This is a genomic window from Pseudomonas sp. R15(2017) (assembly GCF_002112685.1).
GTDB classification, from domain to species: Bacteria; Pseudomonadota; Gammaproteobacteria; order Pseudomonadales; family Pseudomonadaceae; genus Aquipseudomonas; species Aquipseudomonas glycinae.
Genome location: NZ_NEII01000006.1, coordinates 126948 through 147911, shown reverse-complemented (window position 1 = coordinate 147911; position 20964 = coordinate 126948). Strand labels below are relative to the sequence as shown.

The following is a 20964-nucleotide window of genomic DNA, read 5'->3' as shown; positions in this document are numbered from 1 at the left end:
TGATGTGTTTTACGCTCAATGAACAAAGTGCGCCTACCTGTAAAATCTGACAGTTTCGACAAACGGCAACTGTTATTTGCCCGTCAATGACCATGCTGCGCTCTGACTGCAAGCGCTCACACAGCAAATGCTCGATCAGTTACTACCTGGCTGCTCGCCCCGCACATCGAAACGTTGGCTTTCGGACCAATCGGATATTGGCGTACCTGCTTCAAGCACTTGCTGGAACCGGCACCACTGTGCCCCTGGCGCGAGCGGCACCTTCGAGATGGCCGTCCACCCCTCTGCTGAAACCGGGATGTTGCCAGCCACTACAGCATTCGGATCGAACCAACTCACCAGCGTCCCCAAGCCCGGTCTGCCCTCCCCTGCAAATGTCGGGATCGCAGTGACCCAATCGCCCGCTGATGGTTTGAGGATTGTCGGCAGATAAAGGCCCAATTGACCGACCCACTCGCTCGGTGCTGAATGAAAATCACCTTTCGAGGCCACGAGACTGAGCGTGACGGGTCCTTCGGGTGGACCCAGTGTTGCGCTGATTGACCACGTCCGGTCGGGAAGTACCGGGGTTTGCCCCAATACGGTATCCCCCCGGCTCACCGTAATCAGATCGCCAGGAACAGCGAACCCGGACACGGTTACCCTTGCACCAAGGTGTTCTTCAGCAGTGGGGGACTCCGGAAATACCGCGTGGGGCACGAAACTGCAGAGAACCTCAGGGCTTGGTTTTGAGGTTTGTTCCTGGAAAGTCTGGGTAGCCCAAAAGGCCCGATTCCCCACATCCAGCGTCACTTCGCCTTCCCAATCGCCATTCGGACTGATCAGGACATTGCGCAATACAGGTTCCTCGAAACTCTTGCACCAGACAGTGACCCGCCCACCCGGCCGGCCCTTGCCAGAAAGAGTTGAAGTACGCGGCAAATTGTCATTCGACTGCGGAACCAGGAACGTCGGTGGCAACACGACGACTGCGAATTCGCGGATATCACTGTGCTCCGACGGCCGACCTCTGAGCGTCTGCTGGGCGGTGATGAACCATTGATCAATCGCCAACTCTTTGAGCTTGATCGCCCAATTTCCGTCTGCCTCCAGCTCGACGGGATCACCCAATGGCTTTTTGTCCCGGGCATCCCAGAGTTGCATCGAAGCACCCGCCATACCGTTGCCGCCGACCACTGTCAGGGCACTGTCGACTTCATCACGATGTACAGGTTGGTTGATCGTGGGTTTCAGCCGTTCCTGATACACCGTAAACGGTTTGATCGCAGGTGCGGAGGGTTGCCCGCCAACCGTCTGGACAGCTTCAAGGGTGTAAGGCACGCCTTCCACGAACGGCAGCGGCCGTTGAAAGTCCCAGGTCAGTCCGCTGACCGTAGCGGCGTACGGTGTCGGATCACCGCTGAAGGTAAGGATGACGGGGGCACCGCTCACGCAAGTACCGGTAAAGCGCGGAGAAAGGCTGCGTTCGTCGATTGGATCAATGGTAGGTGCCGGGAGCCGGACTATCACCTGTTTCTGCGCTGTCCATGCCGAGAACCCACCGCTAAACCCCAGCCGGGCACACACCTGATAAATGCCCGGCGGCCAGGGTTGTAGCGCAGTGATCGACCAGTCCCCACTCGAGTTCACCGCAGCAGGCGGCACTATCGGCTCAGTACCCCCACTCACCCATACCTCGACCTGCGAAGCAGGCTGTCCAGACCAATATTCGCCGGTTCCAAAAAACCGCGGAATGTCGTTCGGACCGACTTCAGCCTCTAACGTAGGCGGCGGAACCGGCACGTCGAACGTTTTGCTCGTCCAGGCCGAATAGATCCTGCCTCCGAAATTGTCGCTGATACTCTGTCGTACAGAGATGGTGAGGTCACTGCCGGGCAACCAGTTGCCGAAATCTTTCGACCACTGCACAGCCGTCAACGGAAAAGACGCAAACGGCTCAGGCTCGCCACTCATGTGGCAATCGAGTCGGGCGGCGATGGTCCCCTTTCCGGAAATTGTGACGGTAGCCCTCTCGACACTTACCGTCAGGTCGGAGACGGCGGCTGGGGTGATGTTGTAAACACGCGCAATGCTGCGTCCCGAGGAGTGGCCGTTGATTGTCTGTTGAGCCACCAGCGAGCGGCGACCGGCTGGCACTGTGACCCTTACCTCCCAGAGGCTTCCCGTAACCGTCGATTCACCGACCTTGTCCTGAGTTTGGTCAATGAACACTTGCATGGTTGAACCCACAACACCCTCAGAGCCTGACAGCACAAAAGATTCCGGCTGTGTCGAATTCGGATCAGGACGGAGAATGATGGGAGTGGCAGGTATCACAGTAACGGGCACCGTGTTGGACCACTTCACCAGTTCGTGATAAGTCTGACTGGCATGAAATATAAAACCGCCAATCGGTAGTGACTTGACCAGTGGTATGGCCCAAGTACCGTTTCGAACAACTCCCGAACCATAGACAAGGGCACTGTTACCGGACTCATAGATTTTGATTTCCGCCCCGTCATGGCCTTTTCCGGATACTGTCGGTGTAGGTGTGGTGATGATGTCATTGGGTTGAGGAATGTCGATGACAACGGGGTTTACCTTCAGTACCACAGTGACTGAATTTGAAATATCGGAAATTTTGCCATTTACGCTCTGCTTTGCGGTCAGCGTTATGCGATCCGACCCGCGCGGTATTTGAACCCGTGCCCTCCAGGTACCATCACCGTTGTTCGTTCCATTAGAGATGACATCATTGGGGCCTTTGTAAATGAACAGCAAAGCCCCACGTGCCGCCCTCGTTCCGTGAATATCAAACTCGCTCTCATATGTCTCATTTTTTGAAGTGATAACGAGCGGAACAGGCTTATATTTCACCTGAGCCTCGGACTTGATATATACCCAGCCATCGATTGCCACGCGGCAGTCAAACTTGAATCCGACTATCGCAAAGTCAGCGTTGCCTGGTACTGAACGGCTGCGATTTACCGACCGCCACTCACGATCCTGGGGAATTGCTGCCACAAACTCGTAGTCGGAATAGTTCTTCGAAGTACAAGAAAGATTGGCGCGACCGCTCCAATTACTGTCAGCGGACGCCCTGCATTCCTCGGCCGTCCAAGTGAACGTAGAGCCGTCCTCGCTCCATTCTGTACGCACCTTGATTTCGGCCCAACGCAACTTATCTGAATGTTCTGCCCTGATTGTCATCGTTTCAGTCAAATTAGTTTGGCCTTGCTCCTGAATGACAAGCACGTCAGCATCTGCCGTGGTATTCAGAGCCGTCGAAGGCCTTTCAGTATTGGGTGCATCCTCAACGGAATTGCTGATGCCCTTATCATCGATTGCCATAACGTTCTCCGAGCACGCCAGGGCATTCACCGGCGGGTATGGAAAATTGAGCCATTCAAAATGCAATCCAACACCTGACAGTTCTGACAGTCCCGACAAACGGTAACTCTTCCCACAACCCGGTCCGGCAGCGTCCTGCAAGTCGTAACAGCGGGCTACGACGCCTTGTGCCATTGCCTACAAATCCCTCAGAATCCGCCGGCTTGTGCGCTTTGGCGTTGCCCCGTAACTTGATTCCCGTCGCTGCCAATCAGCGGCCGGGTTTAGTCGCCCGGGAGCAAAGTGCATTGCGTATAAGCGTCATCCAGTCGGGTATTCCCTATCCCCGCACTCGATGGTGGCTGTTCGCAGGGCGCCCCAGGGCGCGCCGGTTTATGCACTCCCGGTCGACTAACCTGCTTACAGCCGCCACCCTTCTCGTTTAGTCGCGAGCCAGGTGGTGGCCCCAACGAGAAGAGTGCTAATACATGAAAAAACCAGTTCCAAATCCCCCTGCGGACATCGATCCAACGGACCCGACCGACCAACCCGATCCGGTCTCTCCCTACGCCTCCGTCGATTCAAAAAAACTCCACGACGCGGCCCACCGGGCCCTCGATTTCTACCTCAATCCCAAGGCCGAAAAACCGCGCAACTCGGTGGATCGCGGCATGCAGATGTTCAAGGTCGACCCGGACATCAACCCCGAGGCGATCGCCATCCAGACCTACGAGACCTTTTCCTCGGTCAGCATCCTGCTGCTCGACCTGGCCGATAGCCTGGACGACAAGCCGCGGCATCTGGCGATGGCGATCTATCAATTGAGCGAGATGGGGTTGCTGCTGGCAGAGAGGACGCTGGATAACGAGCGGGCGATTGCTGTTGCCTAACCTTTGGTTATGGGTTGTCTGAAATGACGCCATCGCGGGCAAGCCCGCTCCCACAGGGATCAGCGCTGTCCTTGCGGGAGCGGGCTTGCCCGTGATGCTTTTGAAGGTTTTGAGTCAGGCCGAGGCCGGCAACGGCTGAAAACTGAAGTACTGCTTCAGCGCCTCGACCAGTTGCCCGTATTCGGGCGGCGTGCGGTACAGGCTGAAGCCGGCGTCGTAATGATGGGGGGTCGCGTCTTCGTGGCACCACAGGCAGCACGCCGTCAGGTCGATGACCTGCTGACAGCCATCGCCCATGGGGATTTTAAGGCGCAGGTTGAATTCGGCACCGAGCATCATCGGCAACTGGCTGATGAGCATCAAACCGTCTTCGGACACATTGCCCAGAAAGCCGATGGGTTTGTCGGTGACGCGGTTGAACACTCGCAGAAAATACGGCAGCTGGTGCCGTTCGATTCGACGGTCGGTAAACATGAGCGTATCGCCATGCAGGGCCCGGTGCCTGGGGCCGCACTGTGATTCGGAACGAACCTGCCCGACAGGTCCGCTCTCCCCGCTTCCGGTGTGGCGGCGCTCGCCACGTCAATCTCAAGCCAGTCGCAGGTGTTGCGCCGGTTCAGAAAGCAGGCTTCAAACCGGTGTCTCTGGACTATAGCTCAGCTTGTACAGCCAGCCAGATTTTGTATGACAACCGCCATCAGAAGCGGGTCGGACGCACCACTGCCGCCGCGCTGCGGGTCGGGTAATGGCCCAGGCTCTGCAGGGTTTCCAGACGCGCGCGGGCGCGGTAGGCGTATTCGCTGTTGGGGTACGAGGCGATGATGAACTGATAGGTCTGCGCCGCATCGACGAACATCTTCTGCCGCTCCAGGCACTGACCGCGCATCATCGACACTTCCGGCCACACATACGGGCGGGCACGACTGGCGCGTTCGACCTTGGACAGTTCGAGCATCACCTGCTCGCAATTGCCCCGGTCGTAGGCGCTGTAGGCGTTGTTCAAATGATGGTTCATCGACCAACGGGTGCAGCCCGTGACGGCGAGGACGCTGAGGGCAAGGGCGGCAATGGGCACGAATCGCATGGGGGGTTCTCCTGTCTTGTGCATTGTATCGACCTAACGCCGAAAATCTTCAATGCACGCTGTTGTGTCGAGGCCCCTTTTCATCCCAATCGAGCGGCCGTCTCATTCCAAATTGATGTTCACAACCTCCGAGCGTGGGGAAACAACAGTGCCATCCTTGGTCTTTTCGACCATATAGAAACCAAATTTATGAAGGTCAATGTGGTTTTGCCACTGGCCAGTGTCGCTAATTGACTGCCCAAAAATCGGATTCATTGGGTCTTTCGTGCTGTAGCAAACCGCCGTATTCCCTGGTGTACCAGTTCCTCGCACGATAAAAAACACTCCGGGAGCAGACCCGTCCAATGGCTCCAGAACACGGGGAGGCTCATTTTGAATCTGAGTATCGTTTTCACTGGTCATATCATTTGCCTCGGAGGCTCGCCAACCATTGGCGAGGTTCAGCTTTTTATATCGCGCCGTAAAAACCACGCCACCTGATAGAAATAACAGTCTCGACGAGCGGTAGGCCTACGCCGGCCGAATGTTCAAAAATGTTCGTTTCAATAAAGAAACCAATAAGTAGTGCAAACGAACAATGACTACACCCTTCGAGCATAGTAGCCTTCGCTGGCGCTTGAACCTGAGGAGTCTTTGCATGTCCGTCCGTCGTACCAAAATCGTCGCTACCCTTGGCCCGGCCAGTAACTCGCCGGAAGTTCTCGAACAGCTGATTCTGGCTGGCCTGGACGTCGCCCGTCTGAACTTCTCCCACGGCACCCCCGACGAGCACAAGGCTCGCGCGAAGCTGGTGCGTGACCTCGCTGCCAAGCACGGCCGCTTCGTCGCCCTGCTGGGTGACCTGCAAGGCCCGAAAATCCGAATCGCCAAATTCGCCAACAAGCGCATCGAGCTGAAGATCGGTGACAAGTTCACCTTCTCCACCAGCCATCCGCTGACCGAAGGCAACCAGCAGGTGGTCGGCATCGACTACCCGGACCTGGTCAAGGACTGCGGCGTGGGCGACGAGCTGCTGCTCGACGACGGCCGTGTGGTGATGCGCGTTGAAACCGCCACCGCCACCGAACTGCACTGTGTCGTGACCATCGGCGGCCCGCTGTCCGACCATAAAGGCATCAACCGTCGCGGTGGCGGCCTGACCGCGCCGGCCCTGACTGAAAAAGACAAGGCCGACATCAAGCTCGCCGCCGAAATGGAAGTCGACTATCTCGCCGTGTCCTTCCCGCGAGACGCTGCCGACATGAACTACGCCCGTCAACTGCGCGACGAAGCCGGCGGCACCGCCTGGCTGGTGGCGAAGATCGAACGCGCCGAGGCCGTGGCCGACGACGAAACCCTCGACGGTCTGATCAAGGCTTCCGACGCGGTGATGGTTGCCCGTGGTGACCTGGGTGTGGAAATCGGCGATGCCGAACTGGTGGGTATCCAGAAGAAAATCATTCTGCACGCACGCCGCCACAACAAGGCGGTGATCGTGGCGACCCAGATGATGGAGTCGATGATCCAGAACCCGATGCCGACCCGCGCCGAAGTGTCCGACGTGGCCAACGCCGTGCTCGACTACACCGACGCCGTGATGCTGTCGGCCGAGTCCGCTGCCGGCGCTTATCCGCTGGAAGCCGTGCAGGCGATGGCGCGCATCTGCGTCGGCGCTGAAAAGCACCCGACCAGCAAGACCTCCAGCCACCGCATCGGCAAGGAATTCGAGCGCTGCGACGAAAGCATCGCACTGGCGACCATGTACACCGCCAACCACTTCCCGGGCGTGAAAGCGATCATCGCGCTGACCGAAAGCGGCTACACCCCACTGATCATGTCGCGTATCCGTTCGTCGGTGCCGATCTACTGCTTTACCCCGCACCGCGAAGCCCAGGCCCGCGCAGCGATGTTCCGTGGCGTGTACACCGTGCCGTTCGACCCGGCTTCGCTGGCCCCGAACGAAGTCAGCCAGAAAGCCATCGACGAGCTGGTCAAGCGCGGCGTGGTTGAGAAAGGCGACTGGGTCATCCTGACCAAGGGCGACAGCTACCACACCACCGGCGGCACCAACGGCATGAAAATCCTGCACGTGGGCGACCCGCAGGTCTGAGTGACCGGTTGCTGAAAACGAAAAGCCCTGCCGCTTATAACGGCAGGGCTTTTTTATTCCAAAAACTTCTTTATACCTGTCATTTCTGACAGTAGGCGCTCCCCATCAAGTGACATCCAATGGGTCTCGGAAAGCCCACGTACAAACGTCGAACTGATCAAACAGGAGAAGCGCCATGAACGCAATCGCCAGTACCGTATCTTTCGATCCGACTTTTGCCAATAAAGGCGTTCTACGCTTCAACATTCCCAACGCTACTCATGCAACTGCTACTGCGGTGGCCATCGCACCGAGTGGTGCCATCTATGTGGCAGGGGGTGTCTACGATCAAGACTTCGATAAATTCTGGATCACACGTCTCAACGCTGAGGGTACTATCGACCAACGTTTTGGCAAAAATGGCTTCGTTATTGATATTTTCGGCCCGAATGAGGTGTCATATCCCAACAGCCTTAGCATCTTGAGCAATGGCGATATAGTGCTCATTGGCACCACCGGCTTAAAGCACACCGCTTTGGCACGGTACCTGGAATCCGGTAGTCCCAACCTGTCTTTCGGTAACAACGGCAAGGTCATCCTTGACACCAGGCCCGACCAGCCTGACACCCCGCGCCGTTTTGCCACAGTGCAGTCAAGGGCGGATCGCAACGCTCCTCATTGCGTGGAGATGGCGGATGGAAAGATTGTCATAACAAGCCTTTACATTTTCAGTTTCCCTTCACATTCAGCCAGCATGATCTACCGCCTCAATCCTAATGGCAGCCCGGATCCAACATTCGCTGGCACAGGCCATGTCGCCGTACAGCATCCCGACTATGAGCAGCAAACAACGAACATTGGTCTCGTGGTGCCCCAGAAGGATGGCAAGCTGCTTGCCGCGGGCATTGTCACCGGCGGCCCGAATCCTCGTTGCACCGTGTTCGTCCGTTATCTCAGCGATGGCTCCCGTGATATCTCGTTTGGTAACGATGGTTACAAACTGGTTCCTGCGCCGAATTACCTCTTCTATCGGCGACTTCAACGCTCGGATGACGGAGTTGTAGCTATCGGAACCACCTTACAGGCGCCATTTACTGGATATCTGGAAGCTTGGCGTTCCGACGGTTCTCATGATCCCGAGTTCAATGGCGGCAAACCCTTGCTCACTTCTCTGAACGATCAGATGACGCTGTTTACTGACGGTTTTATTGATGATGATGAAAAGTTGATGATTGCCGGTGTCGTGCTCGATTCGAATGAACAGCCAGACACAGTTTTAGCGCGGTTCAATCCAGATGGCACACTGGATAAAACGCTGGACAATAAGGGCTGGGCGCTATTGCCAATCGGAAGTGATTTCAATATGCCCAATGCCCTTATCCCACAAGCGGACGGTAAATTGCTGGTTGCCGGCGAAGAAGGATGGGGAGCATTTATTTCACGGTTAATGGTTGGTTAAGCGTCGACCTTACAAGTCAAATTTCCGGGGTTGAAGAATGCATAGAAGCCCCGCCCCTTTCCCTCCGGGCATCCGACGTTTCGGGAGAGTTGGGCGGGCGGCGTTCCGATGAGGGTAAGCGTTTCAATGCCGTTTGATGAACCCCGTCAACGCCGCCAACGCCTCCGGCGAGCGCAACCGCTGGGTGAACAGCGCGCCCTCCTCCTTGATCACCTTGCGAATCAACTCGCGATCCGGTGCGCGCATCAACTGCTTGCTGATCCGCACCGCCTCGGCCGGCAGCTCGTCAAACCGCAACGCCATCTCCCGCGCCTTGGCCAACGCGGCTTCGCCACTGCCCAGCGCCTCGGTTGCGATGCTCCATTGCGCCGCCTGCTCACCGGTGAAGCCTTCACCCAGCAACAACAGCTCCGATGCCTTGGCCTGCCCGAGCAAGCGCGGCAGGATCAGGCTGGAACCGAACTCCGGGCACAAACCGAGATTGACGAACGGCATGCGCAGCCGCGCATCCCGCGCCACGTACACCAGATCGCAATGCAGCAACAGCGTCGTGCCGATCCCCACCGCCGCCCCGGCCACCGCGGCGATCACCGGTTTGCGGCACTCCAGCAAATTGAGCATGAAGTGAAACACCGGGCTGTCGAGGTCGCTCGGCGGTTGCTGGATGAAGTCGGCGATGTCGTTGCCGGCGGTGAAGCACTCGGCGCTGCCGGTGATCAGTACCGCGTTGATTTCGGGGTCGCGGTCGGCCTGTTTCAGCGCGTCGGCCAATTGGCTGTACATGGCGCGGGTCAGGGCGTTTTTCTTGTCCGGGCGGTTGAGGCGCAGGGTCAGCAAACCGCGTTCGCGGTGCAGCAGGATGGCGTCGGGCATGGCGTGTCTCGCGTCTGAGAATTCAGCGCTCAACCACGGCTCAGGAAGACATCGGCCAGCAGTTGATTGCGCGGCAGTCCGGCCAGGAACAGACGCTTGGCAAACGCGTCGACGCTGGCCGTCGATCCGCAGACTAAGGCCAGGGTTTGTCGGGAGACAAGGCGCAGTTGCGCCAAAGCGCCCGGCAACTCGGCCGCGGTCCACCGTTCGACGCTGAGGTTTTGCCGCTGCGCGGCCAGCGCTTCAAGGGGTTTGGCCAGGTAATGCCCGTCGGCGTCATGAGCCAGGTGAATGACGCGAATGGCGCCCCGATGATCATGACGCAAGGCCTCGCGCAACACGCCGAACAACGGGCCGAGTCCGGTACCGGCGGCCAGCAGCCACAACGGCCGGTCGTGCCAGTCCGGGTCGTAATGCAGCGCGCCGCCGCGCAGTTCACCGAGACGGATCGGATCACCGATCTGCAAGCGGCGCGCGGCATCGCTGAATTCGCCGGGCTGGCGGCAATCGAGGTGAAATTCAAGAAAGCGGTCTTCTTCCGGCAGGCTGGCCAGCGAATACGGCCGCGCAACGTGGCCGGCCCACAGCACCAGATGCTGGCCGGCACTGTAGCGCAGCGGCCGCTGGGGTATCAGGCGCAGGCGCAACACGCTGTCGCCGAGCCAGTCCAGCGCTTCGACCGTGGCCGGGCGACCATCGGTGACGGGATCGAAGGTGTGCACCTGCAAATCCTCAATCACCTGGCACTGACAGGCCAGCCGCCAGCCCTGATCACGTTGCTCGGCGCTCAAGGCATCCGGGCGACTGTCGGCAGGCAAGCCCTGCACGCATTGCACCAGACACGCGTGGCAACTGCCGGCGCGACAGCTGTAAGGCACTGCCACACCGTTCTGATTGAGGGCATCGAGCAGGTTGCTGCCCGCCGCCACCAACCACTGTCGTTCACCGACCCGCAGTTCAGGCATCGACGTTCTCCCATGCCGCTGCGCAACGATTGCGGCCGTCGCGCTTGGCCCGGTACAGCGCCTGATCGGCACGCTGCAAGGCGTCGTCCAGATCATCGCCCAGTTCCAGCAGGGTCATGCCGGCGGACAGGCTGAGGTTTTTCACATTCAGGCCTACCAGTTCAACGTCGGTGAAGGCGATGCGCAGGCGTTCGCAACAGGCGGTCAGGCGCTCGGCGTTGCAATCGGGCAGCAGCACCACGAATTCCTCACCACCATATCGCGCCAGGACATCGCCGTCGCGCAGACAGGCCCCGGCCACCCCGGCGAAAGCCTGCAACACCTGATCGCCAGCGGCGTGGCCGTGAATGTCGTTGATGCGTTTGAAGTGGTCGAGGTCGATCAGCGCCAGACCATGCACCACGTCGGCCTCCATCGCATTCAGCTCGCGGGTGGCAAGGCGCAGGAAGTGCCGACGGTTGAACAGCCCGGTCAGTTCGTCGGTGGCCACCAGGTCTTCGAGCTGGCGCATCATCCCGCGCAGGGTGTCCTGATGCGCCTGCAAGGCGAACCGGCGCTGACGCATGCGTTGGCGCGAGGTCTGGACGAAGCGCGCATAAATCACCAGCCACGCCAGCACGATCAACAGGATGCAAGCCTGCAACGCGGAAAGCGCCGGATCGTGCAGATGCAAGTGGTAACCGTCCCACAGCGTGATGGCGCAAAAGCTGAAGAACACCAGCATCGCGCAGCGTACGAACGCCCGCTGTGACAGATGGAACAGGCCGAACAGCAGGATCAGCACATAGAAGACCAGGAACTCGCCCCGGGCTTCTTCCAGATGCGCGATCAGCCACGTCTGCCAGCCGAGGCCAAGCAGCACTTGTGCTTCGGTCAGGCTCGGGTCGGAAAAGCGCAGATTGCAGCCGGAGAAAAACACCGCGAACAGGATTGCCTGGCTGATGACCACCAGGGCGCTGCCGACGGCGACGCCAGCCAGCGAATCTTCGTAATGTCCGGTGAAATACGCCAGCCACAGCAGCAGCAAAGCCAATCCATAGGTGGCTGCAGCGAGGGCGAAGCGTTTGAGCAAAAGACGTTGAATGGCGTTATGGGTCAATCGTTGACTCACCGTGCGATAAGAGGCTGACCGAGTGTCCTACTCTACAGACCGGCTGCCACTTTAGTGGCGCAGGCGATAAATGACCATTGATTTTCGGGCCGGGTATTTGGCGTCAAAAACCTGCAGCCATGCGACCAACGAATGACTCCCGGCAGATGTGCCCGCCACCGAGGCGCGGTATACTGCCGCGCCTTTTTAGCGTCGCGCCAGCAGCCCCGGCGTGCCTTGAAAGGTGTCTGCGACCGACCGATGCACCCAAGCCGCAGGCACCTTATTGAATGTTCCCGTCTTTTAGAGGAGCGCGACTCATGACCGTGATCAAGCAAGACGACCTGATTCAGAGCGTTGCCGACGCCCTGCAGTTCATTTCCTACTACCACCCCGTGGACTTCATCCAGGCGATGCACGAAGCCTACCTGCGCGAAGAATCGCCAGCGGCCCGTGACTCGATGGCGCAGATCCTGATCAACTCGCGCATGTGCGCCACCGGCCATCGGCCGATCTGCCAGGACACCGGCATCGTGACCGTGTTCGTGCGTGTGGGCATGGACGTGCGTTGGGATGGCGCGACCATGAGCCTGGACGACATGATCAACGAAGGCGTGCGTCGCGCCTACAACCTGCCGGAAAACGTCCTGCGTGCTTCGATCCTGGCCGACCCGGCCGGTGCGCGCAAGAACACCAAGGACAACACTCCGGCGGTCATCCACTACTCCATCGTTCCGGGTAACACCGTGGAAGTGGACGTGGCGGCCAAGGGCGGCGGTTCCGAGAACAAGTCGAAAATGGCCATGCTCAACCCGTCCGACTCGATCGTCGACTGGGTACTCAAGACCGTTCCGACCATGGGCGCCGGCTGGTGCCCGCCGGGCATGCTGGGCATCGGCATCGGCGGCACCGCCGAGAAAGCCGCTGTGATGGCGAAAGAAGTGTTGATGGAATCCATCGACATTCACGAGCTCAAAGCCCGTGGCCCGCAGAACCGCATCGAAGAAATGCGTCTGGAGCTGTTCGAGAAGGTCAACCAGCTGGGCATCGGCGCCCAGGGCCTCGGTGGCCTGACCACCGTGCTCGACGTGAAGATCATGGATTACCCGACCCACGCCGCTTCCTTGCCGGTGTGCATGATCCCGAACTGCGCCGCCACCCGCCACGCGCACTTCGTGCTCGACGGTTCCGGCCCGGCCTCGCTGGAAGCGCCACCGCTGGACGCCTACCCGGAAATCGTCTGGGAAGCCGGCCCGTCGGCCCGTCGCGTCAACCTTGACACCCTGACCCCGGAAGACGTGCAGAGCTGGAAGCCGGGCGAAACCGTCCTGCTCAATGGCAAGATGCTCACCGGTCGCGACGCGGCGCACAAACGCATGGTCGAGATGCTGAACAAGGGCGAAACCCTGCCGGTTGATCTGAAAGGCCGCTTCATCTACTACGTCGGCCCGGTTGATCCGGTCGGTGATGAAGTGGTTGGCCCGGCGGGCCCCACCACCGCCACGCGGATGGACAAGTTCACCCGTCAGATCCTCGAGCAGACCGGCCTGTTGGGCATGATCGGCAAGTCCGAGCGCGGCCCGACCGCCATCGACGCGATCAAGGACAACAAAGCCGTGTACCTGATGGCTGTTGGCGGCGCCGCTTACCTGGTGGCGCAAGCGATCAAGAAGTCCAAGGTTCTGGCGTTTGCAGAGCTGGGCATGGAAGCGATCTACGAGTTCGAGGTCAAGGACATGCCGGTCACCGTAGCGGTGGACAGCAAAGGTGAATCGGTACACATCACCGGTCCTGCGATCTGGCAGCAGAAGATCAGCGAAAGCCTGGCGGTGGAAGTGCAGTAAGCGCTTCTGCTGTTTGAAAAAAACCGGGGGGTCAGCGATGACCGCCCGGTTTTTTTTTCGCCTGCCGTCAGTCGGCACCTGTCAGATCTGACAGGTGCCGACCCCCGACGCCCTCTGTTAGCGTGGAATCTCGGCGTTCACAGGTTGCGTTGCCATGGCCCTTGATGCAGATGCGCTCGTCACTCCTCCCTCTATTGCCAAGACAGCGTCCATTGCTACGAACGGGCGCAGTTGGGGAGAGATCGGTGCGACCGGGCAGCGGTCTTACACCTTGCCACTGCCGATCCTGAACGCCCGTACGCTCAATCCTGAGTTGCAGCTGTTTTATGACGGCAATGCGGGCAACGGCAAATGCGGACTTGGCTGGGATCTGTCGGTGGCTTCCATTTCGCGCAAGACCAGCAAGGGCGTGCCGAAATATGCAGCCGACGATGTCATGCAGGCTGACGGAACCGACCTGCGGCCCGAACGGACAACGCGCGGCAGGATCAAGGCAAAAAAGCGTACGCGCGGTAAAGGCAGGAGCGCCAGAACCTATTCAGTGGTGCTCTACATTCCACGTCTGGAAACGACATTCACCCGCTACGAACTCTGGACTCCCACCGATGGCGGTCATCCGTTCTGGGTGGTCTCTGGAGCCGATGGCACTCGATATTGCTATGGCAACACCCTGGATTCCTGCATCCATGACCCGGCAGCCCCGGCGCATATCGCTGTGTGGTTGCTGACGGAAGTCAGGAACCCCGTGGGCGAAAACATCTTTTACCAGTACAAGACCGACGACAAAACCACTGACGCCCGTTTTGACTACAGTGCTCAACGCTACCTGCGCCAGGTCTGCTACTGCAACAAGACCGCCAGTGCCGATCTGTACTGTCTTGATCACCCTCAACCCGAATTACTCGACTGGCTGTTCCGAATGATCATTGACTACGGCGAACGCGTCTCCGGGCATGACGATGTTCCACCGTACCCCGCCAACGAGGATGCCTGGGCGGTGCGTTCCGATCCGTTTCGTATGCATCGCCATGGCTTTGAAGTCGGCACTCGGCGCCTGTGCCGACAGTTCCTGCTGTTCAATGCCATCGGCCCCGCTCCGGTGCTGGTCAATCGCCTGTTGCTGGAGCACGAATCCACATCGCATCGATACAATCATCTGAAAGCAGCGCACTACATGAGTTACGACGCTACAGGTCACGTCAAACACATGCCACCCCTCGAATATTTTTATGAGGCGCTGATACTCGACACCACCCCCAAACCCTTTCTGCAACTTGATCACATGCCCGGTCTCAACGACGGCCAGCCCTACCATTGCGTCGATCTTTACGGTGAAGCCCTGCCCGGTTTTCTCTGCCAGCGCGACGGGGCCTGGTATTTCCGCGAACCGTTGCGCGGCACGCCCGGCACAGACGAAATCGTCTACGGCCCTTGGACCCTGCTGCCGCTGATTCCGAACGCCGACAGCAGCAAACCGGTGGTGCAGATTCTTACCGACCTCACCGGTGACGGCTGTCTGGACTGGGTCGTCGCGCAGCCCGGTGGCAGCGGGTATTACACGCTCAAGCCGGATGGCACCTGGTCGCCTTTCAAATCGTTCGATCAGTTTCCCGTGGAGTTTTTCCATCAACTGGTACAACTGGGCGATCTGCGCGGCGATGGCCTGGACTCCATGGCGTTGATCGGCCCGAAAAGCGTGCGGGTGTATGCCAACCTGCGGGAAAAAGGATTTGCTCCCGGCCAGGATGTGCCCCATACCCCGGACAGATTGCCGCTGTTCGGCAATGCCCGCAGCGAACTGGTGTCATTCAGTGGCATGGGCGCCAGCGGCATGGAGCTGTGCCGGATCCGCCATGATGAAATCCGTTGCTGGATCAGCCTGGGTCATGGCCGGTTTGGAGAGGGTTTCAAATTGAGCGACTTGCTGTTCGACTATGGCAAATTCGATGCCGACCGGGTACGCATCGCCGATCTCGACGGCTCCGGCGCCCCGGCCTTCATTTACCTGTCTTCGGATTACTTCGAGATCTGGTTCAACCAGGGTGGCAACGGCCTGGCCCCGACACCCGTGCGTGTCACGTGGCCTGCCGGCATTCGCTACGACAACCTCTGCCAGGTGACCTTCGCCGATCTGCAAGGCATTGGCTGCGCCAGCCTGCTGCTGACCAAACCCCACATGAAACCGCAGCACTGGGTGTATCACTTCGTCAGTAAACGGCCCTACCTGCTCACCGGCTGCAACAACAACATGGGCTACAGCGCCACGCTGCAACATCGCAGCAGTGCACAATTCTGGCTGGACGAAAAACGCCGGGAACTGATGGCTCGCAGGCATCCGGTCAGCCGGTTGCCGTTTCCTCAGATGGTGCTCCACTGGCTGGAACAACTCGATGAAATCACCGGCAACTGCCTGAAGCAGTCATTCGACTATCTGGACGGCTACTACGACGGGAAAGATCGCGAGTTCCGTGGCTTCGGCCGGGTCTGTCAGATCGACAGTGAACTGGAACCGGGAAAAGCCGAAGACGGCCATACGGCGCCGATGAAGGTGACGCACTGGTTTTATACCGGTCAATGCACTGACCCCGTTTTGAAAGGTATCTGCGAACTCGACCCTGAAATCACATCGCTGGGCCCCACGGTCTTTTCAGCGTTCGATGCCAAACGCCGTAAAGAGCGCATTCGCAAGCGGCGCAAAGCCGAGGATGATCGCGAAACCGCCTACGCCCTTGCCGGTCACCTGCTTCGCACCGAAGTCTGCCAGGCAGACGACCCCGCCCCCGCGCGCCTGTTCTCTCTGAGCGAAACGCGCTATCTGGTGCGAGAGGTGAACATAAATCCCTCCAGTCTGCTGGTGCTGGAACTGGAAAACCGCAGCCATCAATACGAACGCTTCATGGACGATCCACGCGTTGAGCATAGGGTCAATCTGGCGTGGGACGAATACGGTCATCTGACACAAGGTTTTACCGTCGCTTGTGCTCGTCGCCGCACCGAGAATGACGAACCGCCCTTCGATCGGGAAGATCAACGACGCGCCTGGCTGGACAGCCACGATGAGCAACAGCAATGCTTTTATCTGACGGAAGCTCTCGCCGAATTCATTCACTTGACCAGTGACAGTCACTGGCTGCTCGGTTTGCCCTGCCGCCAGCGCGGTAATGCGATGAGGCTGCCCAAAGGCTCTCTGCCGGACGGTTTGCGCGCAGCGGACATCAGTTTCGAAAATTTCGATCGGCATAAAGACAGCGCCGCATGGAAAGCCGCGCGCGAACTGACCTCGCTTTCGCAGCAGACCTATCTGGAGGCCGCCGGCAAAATGCTTTACCCACCGTTGGCAGGCCCGACGAAACAGGCCGTGTTCGACAAGACTGCACTGGCTGCCTACGACGACGTCCCGATTGTCATTCGGGACGAGCTGATCAAGATCGGCTATGAGCCGATGAATCTGTTTCTCCCCGAAGATTCGGAAGAGGACAAACTGGAAAACCTGTGGTCAGCCCTGAGCGGTTTTTACACCTACGCCGATGCCAGCCAATTTTTCCACGTCACCGATGTGCAGCAGACCGCCAGCCATGGCGTGACGCACATCGCCTGGGACCCGAACCATCTGGTGACCGAGACCCTCACCCTGCCGGACGGCTGCGTCACAACCATGACATACGACTGGCACACCCTTCTGCCGTGCAGTGTCAAGGATGCCAACGAGAACATTCAGGAAGTGCTGTACGACGCAGACAGGCAACCCACCGCCCTCAGTTCTTATGGCACCGAAAACGGCGCTCAGGCCGGTTTCGCTCCCCTGTCCGCTTACCCGCCACAGCCTGACCTGAGTGTCGAATACGCCCTCGCCAATCCGAAAACCGCCCTGGCATCCGCTGCCAGCGTGGTGCGCACCGACCTGCAAAGCTGGATGCCGGTACTCCCGCTCAAAACGCTGCCCATCAAAAGAAAGGAATGGATCGCCAAGGGGCTGATTCTGCCCGACGGCCACATCCGCGCCTCGGCCCTGCGCTGGCTGAACCAGCTGAAAAAACGCAGCACCAGCGAACAGGCCCTGCTCAAGTTCATCCGAACCACCCTCAAGCAGCCGGTACACAGCCTCAACCTGGTTGCCGACCGCTACCCCACCGACCCGCTGCAACAGATTCAAATGACGATCCGCTACTTCGACGGCTTCGGCCGCGCACTGCAAAGCAAACAGCTCGTCCCGCAGGGTGAAGCCTTTATGGCCACCCCCCGACAGAACCTTGCGCTGGACCGTGGCCAGTTGCGCACGGCACCGGCAGATCCGCGCTGGCGAGTCAGCGGGCGTGTGGAATACAACCACAAGGGCGAAACCATCCGGGTGTACCGCGCCTACTTCCTCAATACCCACCGCTGTATCAACGACAGCGCAATGCGCGAGCACGGCTATCACGACCGGATGTTCTACGACGCCTTGGGGCGGCCGATACAGACGATCAATGCGCTGGGCCATCTGGCGTTCGACATCCTGCATGCGTGGTTCACGCTCCGCTATGACTTCAATGACACCGACAACACACCCGCGCCCTCATCTGCGAAACAACCCGCCAGGCCGGCGAAAAAGGTCAAGGCATGAACACCAGCCTGCATTGGCGCACGCCGACAGCCGTTGTCACGGATCCGCGTGGCAACGTCATCAGACAGGTCGACTACCTGCGCAGGGTGGCAGGGGAGGATGTGCAGGCGCTCATTACCCGACAGCAATATGACGTTGCCGGCCGACGGGTCGCGCTGCGCGATCCGCGTCTGCCCACGCCCAATACCACAACGGTGCACAGGCTGGACGGCGTGGCGATCAGGACGATCAACGTTGACGGTGGCGAAAACACAGTACTGCAGGGTGTCGGTGGCGAGGTTCTTCAGAATTGGGATGCTAACCGCAATCACCGGGAAATGACCTACGACCCGCAACTGCGTCTGCGGGCCGTCACGGAAAACGGTGCAGCGAACTTCGAAACCTTCCGCTACCTCGACGCTTCGGCCGACCCGACGCACAATCTGCGCGGACAGATGACGGCGCTGAGCGATCCATCAGGCACGCTTGCCCTCGACAGCTTCGGCATGCACGGACAGACGCTGGAAGAAACCCGCACCTTCAAGGACGGCAAAACCTGCACCAGCCGTCGGGTCTACAGCGCCGTCGGCGCAGTGTTGCAAACCACTGACGCCGGCGGGCACCTGCAACAGTCGACCTACGACATCGCCGGGCAGCTCGTCCAGGTACAACTGCAACTCAACGGACAAGCCTTCCAGCCGGTTTTGAAAGGTGCGGATTACAACGCCGCCGGCCAGATCACCGAACAACGGCTCGGCAACGATGTGACCAACCGCTGGTGCTACCGGGACACCGACGGACGCCTGCTGCGACAGTACGCGCAAAAGGCTTCAGAGCCGGCGATTCTGGATTTCGGGTATGAATACGATTTGGAAGGTAACGTTACGCGCATTGTTGACCACACCTACACACCGACGTTTTTCCGCAACCAGCGGGTCGACGGTGAACGCACATTTGGCTATGACTCGGTGTACCGCCTGACCCGCGCTACCGGTTACAGCGACGCCCCGCCCGCGGATAACTCCGGTCGGCCGCAACCCACCGATCCCGATGACCGACGCAACTATGTCGAGTCTTTCGAATACGACGACGGCAACAACCTGAAAAAACTGACCCACGTACGCGACGGCAACACCTACACCCGCGAGGTGTTCATCGACACTGCCAGCAATCGCGGGGTGCGCTGGAAACAGGGGGATCCGGTGCCTGACTTCGGCGCCCGGTTCGACCCGACCGGCAATCTCAGGCACCTGCAGGCTGGCCAGCCGCTGCACTGGAACAGCCGCAACCAACTGCAATCGCTGACCCTCGTCGAACATGTCGGCGGGCCACCGGATCAGGAGTTGTACCAATACAGCCGGGGCACACGGGTCTACAAACGTCACGAAACCCACACCCGCAAAGTCAGCCATGTCGATGAAGTGCATTACGCGGGGTCCCTGGAAATCCGCAGCAAAAGCTCGGGCGAAGAACTGCATCGGATCACCGTCGCAATCGGCGTCGGCGAAGTGTCCTGCCTGCACTGGGTGGCCGGCAAACCGTCAGGCATCGACGCTGATCAATTGCAGTACTCGCTGAGTGACCACCTGGGCTCAATCACAAAAACACTCGATGCAAGGGCGCTATTGATCAGTGCCGAGGGCTATTTTGCCTTTGGCGGCACCGCCTGGATGGCCGCGCGTTCGCAGATCGAAGCGGACTACAAGTTCATCCGCTATTCGGGCAAGGAAATGGATCGCACCGGGCTTTATTACTATGGCGCCCGGTATTACGTCCCTTGGTTGAGTCGCTGGATCAATGCCGACCCGGCCGGAGATGCGGACGGGCCGAATCGATATGCGTTTGTCGGCAACAACCCGCTGCGTTACGTCGACTCTGTCGGAGCATACAAAACGGAAAGCACTATCAGACATTATTCGGACTTCATTTCCGTCGTCTTCGGACACTCCGAACATTTGCTCCAGCAGCTTCACAACATCTTTCATAAGAAAAACATCAAAAGAAATTTGATGGCGAACGTCGCAGTCGAGGTGGGCAAAGGTGTTGCTGGCTACGAAGCAGGCGTTTTCGGCGCAGGGCTTGTTGAGTTGGTGCTTCCAAGCCCCCAGTCCTTTATCCCCTACCTGACAACTGGCGGGCTGATTGGTGGAAACATCGGCGGTGACATCGTCGGTGCGATGATTGACCCGTTCACAAACGAAGTCGCCTCCAGAACCGGGATCATGCTCGGCCCGCTGATCCCGCAAACGTCGAAAATGTCAGTCAGTGAAATCAATAAAGGATTAGGGATCACGGATCCCGTGAGGCAAAACAGAACGTGGCGAGAGGCCTCGGATGATCTGGTCCGTCAGACGCCTGCATTTCTCATGAACCGAGTGATGGCGTCGTGGCTATCGATTATCCCCGCCGCTATCGCCATCATTGCTCGAGCAATCGAAGCCGAAGACATAAAAAACGGGCTCGACCCGGTGAAGATTATAAAGATCGAGACAATGCTCTCTGACTGGCAGGCGGCCGTCGAAAGTTATTCCGCCGCTGCAGAAGGAGCGTTCGATGCATTAGGCATCGATGTTCTGGACCCAGACGGAATTGCTCCGATCAGCCGCTCAGACCTGCAGCAGCAAACCCACGAGGCGCTAGCCAACATCGGTCGAGCGAAAGCTTCTGTTGCCGCTTACAGGGAGTCGCGGTCCACCGATAACCAGTTTTTACAGCAGCAACTACGTCATACCCCGGTAAAACACTCCAGGCTTTACAACTGGTGGACCAAATCCAACGGCACACATGGTCCCTGACCGCT

13 protein-coding genes are annotated in these 20964 nt (G+C 59.0%); 6 read left to right on the top strand and 7 right to left on the bottom strand.

Translation table 11 applies throughout. From position 1 onward, the window contains the following. Positions 1 to 135: 135 nt before the first annotated feature. A complete protein-coding gene (locus CAF77_RS14195; protein WP_085654818.1) occupies positions 136 to 3330 on the bottom strand; it encodes a hypothetical protein in 3195 nt (1064 codons plus the stop codon). Positions 3331 to 3797: 467 nt separating this feature from the next. On the opposite strand from CAF77_RS14195, the gene CAF77_RS14190 reads away from it, so the two are divergent. Then, on the top strand, positions 3798 to 4199 hold the full coding sequence (locus CAF77_RS14190; protein ID WP_064383780.1) for a DUF6124 family protein: 402 nt from the start codon (positions 3798 to 3800) through the stop codon (positions 4197 to 4199). Positions 4200 to 4313: 114 nt separating this feature from the next. Here the strand turns inward: CAF77_RS14190 and CAF77_RS14185 are convergent, their stop codons facing one another. The 3 genes from CAF77_RS14185 to CAF77_RS28990 form a co-directional block, all read right to left on the bottom strand. Then, positions 4314 to 4673: a PilZ domain-containing protein gene (locus CAF77_RS14185; RefSeq protein WP_064383781.1), complete on the bottom strand. Its 360-nt coding sequence runs from the start codon at positions 4671 to 4673 to the stop codon at positions 4314 to 4316. A gap of 223 nt (positions 4674 to 4896) precedes the next feature. Next, entirely contained in the window at positions 4897 to 5283 is a 387-nt protein-coding gene (locus tag CAF77_RS14180) for a tol-pal system YbgF family protein (RefSeq protein WP_007951249.1), read from the bottom strand. A 102-nt stretch (positions 5284 to 5385) separates the two neighbouring features. Beyond that, positions 5386 to 5685, bottom strand: coding sequence for a hypothetical protein (locus tag CAF77_RS28990; RefSeq protein WP_139831599.1), 300 nt, complete (start codon positions 5683 to 5685; stop codon positions 5386 to 5388). A gap of 235 nt (positions 5686 to 5920) precedes the next feature. Between CAF77_RS28990 and pyk the strand changes: the two genes are divergently transcribed. Beyond that, positions 5921 to 7372 (top strand): pyruvate kinase, encoded by a 1452-nt coding sequence (gene pyk, locus CAF77_RS14175; RefSeq protein ID WP_007965891.1) that lies wholly within the window; start codon positions 5921 to 5923, stop codon positions 7370 to 7372. 175 nt (positions 7373 to 7547) lie between these two features. Beyond that, entirely contained in the window at positions 7548 to 8810 is a 1263-nt protein-coding gene (locus CAF77_RS14170) for a hypothetical protein (protein ID WP_064383782.1), read from the top strand. Positions 8811 to 8933: 123 nt separating this feature from the next. Here CAF77_RS14170 and CAF77_RS14165 read toward each other — a convergent pair whose 3' ends face one another. From CAF77_RS14165 to CAF77_RS14155, 3 genes are read right to left on the bottom strand one after another with little or no spacing between them, the layout of a single operon-like run. After that, positions 8934 to 9683, bottom strand: coding sequence for an enoyl-CoA hydratase-related protein (locus CAF77_RS14165; RefSeq protein ID WP_064383783.1), 750 nt, complete (start codon positions 9681 to 9683; stop codon positions 8934 to 8936). 29 nt (positions 9684 to 9712) lie between these two features. Continuing rightward, the gene (locus tag CAF77_RS14160; RefSeq protein WP_064383784.1) at positions 9713 to 10648 is read right to left on the bottom strand and encodes an iron-sulfur-binding ferredoxin reductase; all 936 of its coding nucleotides are present in this window, start codon (positions 10646 to 10648) and stop codon (positions 9713 to 9715) included. After that, on the bottom strand, positions 10641 to 11747 hold the full coding sequence (locus CAF77_RS14155) for a diguanylate cyclase (RefSeq protein WP_064383785.1): 1107 nt from the start codon (positions 11745 to 11747) through the stop codon (positions 10641 to 10643). Before CAF77_RS14155 ends, CAF77_RS14160 begins: the two co-directional genes overlap by 8 nt. Positions 11748 to 12058: 311 nt before the next feature. Here CAF77_RS14155 and CAF77_RS14150 point away from each other — a divergent pair, with 311 nt between their 5' ends. The 3 genes from CAF77_RS14150 (at position 12059) to CAF77_RS14140 (ending at position 20959) form a co-directional block, all read left to right on the top strand. Beyond that, on the top strand, positions 12059 to 13582 hold the full coding sequence (locus tag CAF77_RS14150; RefSeq protein WP_007960181.1) for a fumarate hydratase: 1524 nt from the start codon (positions 12059 to 12061) through the stop codon (positions 13580 to 13582). Positions 13583 to 13736: 154 nt separating this feature from the next. Further along, positions 13737 to 18185, top strand: coding sequence for a SpvB/TcaC N-terminal domain-containing protein (locus CAF77_RS14145; protein ID WP_085654815.1), 4449 nt, complete (start codon positions 13737 to 13739; stop codon positions 18183 to 18185). Beyond that, positions 18182 to 20959 carry an RHS repeat-associated core domain-containing protein gene (locus tag CAF77_RS14140; RefSeq protein WP_085654812.1) on the top strand — a complete coding sequence of 926 codons (2778 nt, stop codon included), beginning with the start codon at positions 18182 to 18184 and terminating at the stop codon, positions 20957 to 20959. Before CAF77_RS14145 ends, CAF77_RS14140 begins: the two co-directional genes overlap by 4 nt. Positions 20960 to 20964 lie beyond the last annotated feature (5 nt).

What these genes read in the sequence shown, in the direction of transcription:
- CAF77_RS14195 (WP_085654818.1), bottom strand. Translation starts at nt 3,330, where the DNA reads ATGGCAATCGATGATAAGGGCATCAGCAATTCCGTTGAGGATGCACCC.
- CAF77_RS14190 (WP_064383780.1), top strand. Translation starts at nt 3,798, where the DNA reads ATGAAAAAACCAGTTCCAAATCCCCCTGCGGACATCGATCCAACGGAC.
- CAF77_RS14185 (WP_064383781.1), bottom strand. Translation starts at nt 4,673, where the DNA reads ATGTTTACCGACCGTCGAATCGAACGGCACCAGCTGCCGTATTTTCTG.
- CAF77_RS14180 (WP_007951249.1), bottom strand. Translation starts at nt 5,283, where the DNA reads ATGCGATTCGTGCCCATTGCCGCCCTTGCCCTCAGCGTCCTCGCCGTC.
- CAF77_RS28990 (WP_139831599.1), bottom strand. Translation starts at nt 5,685, where the DNA reads ATGACCAGTGAAAACGATACTCAGATTCAAAATGAGCCTCCCCGTGTT.
- pyk (WP_007965891.1), top strand. Translation starts at nt 5,921, where the DNA reads ATGTCCGTCCGTCGTACCAAAATCGTCGCTACCCTTGGCCCGGCCAGT.
- CAF77_RS14170 (WP_064383782.1), top strand. Translation starts at nt 7,548, where the DNA reads ATGAACGCAATCGCCAGTACCGTATCTTTCGATCCGACTTTTGCCAAT.
- CAF77_RS14165 (WP_064383783.1), bottom strand. Translation starts at nt 9,683, where the DNA reads ATGCCCGACGCCATCCTGCTGCACCGCGAACGCGGTTTGCTGACCCTG.
- CAF77_RS14160 (WP_064383784.1), bottom strand. Translation starts at nt 10,648, where the DNA reads ATGCCTGAACTGCGGGTCGGTGAACGACAGTGGTTGGTGGCGGCGGGC.
- CAF77_RS14150 (WP_007960181.1), top strand. Translation starts at nt 12,059, where the DNA reads ATGACCGTGATCAAGCAAGACGACCTGATTCAGAGCGTTGCCGACGCC.
- CAF77_RS14145 (WP_085654815.1), top strand. Translation starts at nt 13,737, where the DNA reads ATGGCCCTTGATGCAGATGCGCTCGTCACTCCTCCCTCTATTGCCAAG.
- CAF77_RS14140 (WP_085654812.1), top strand. Translation starts at nt 18,182, where the DNA reads ATGAACACCAGCCTGCATTGGCGCACGCCGACAGCCGTTGTCACGGAT.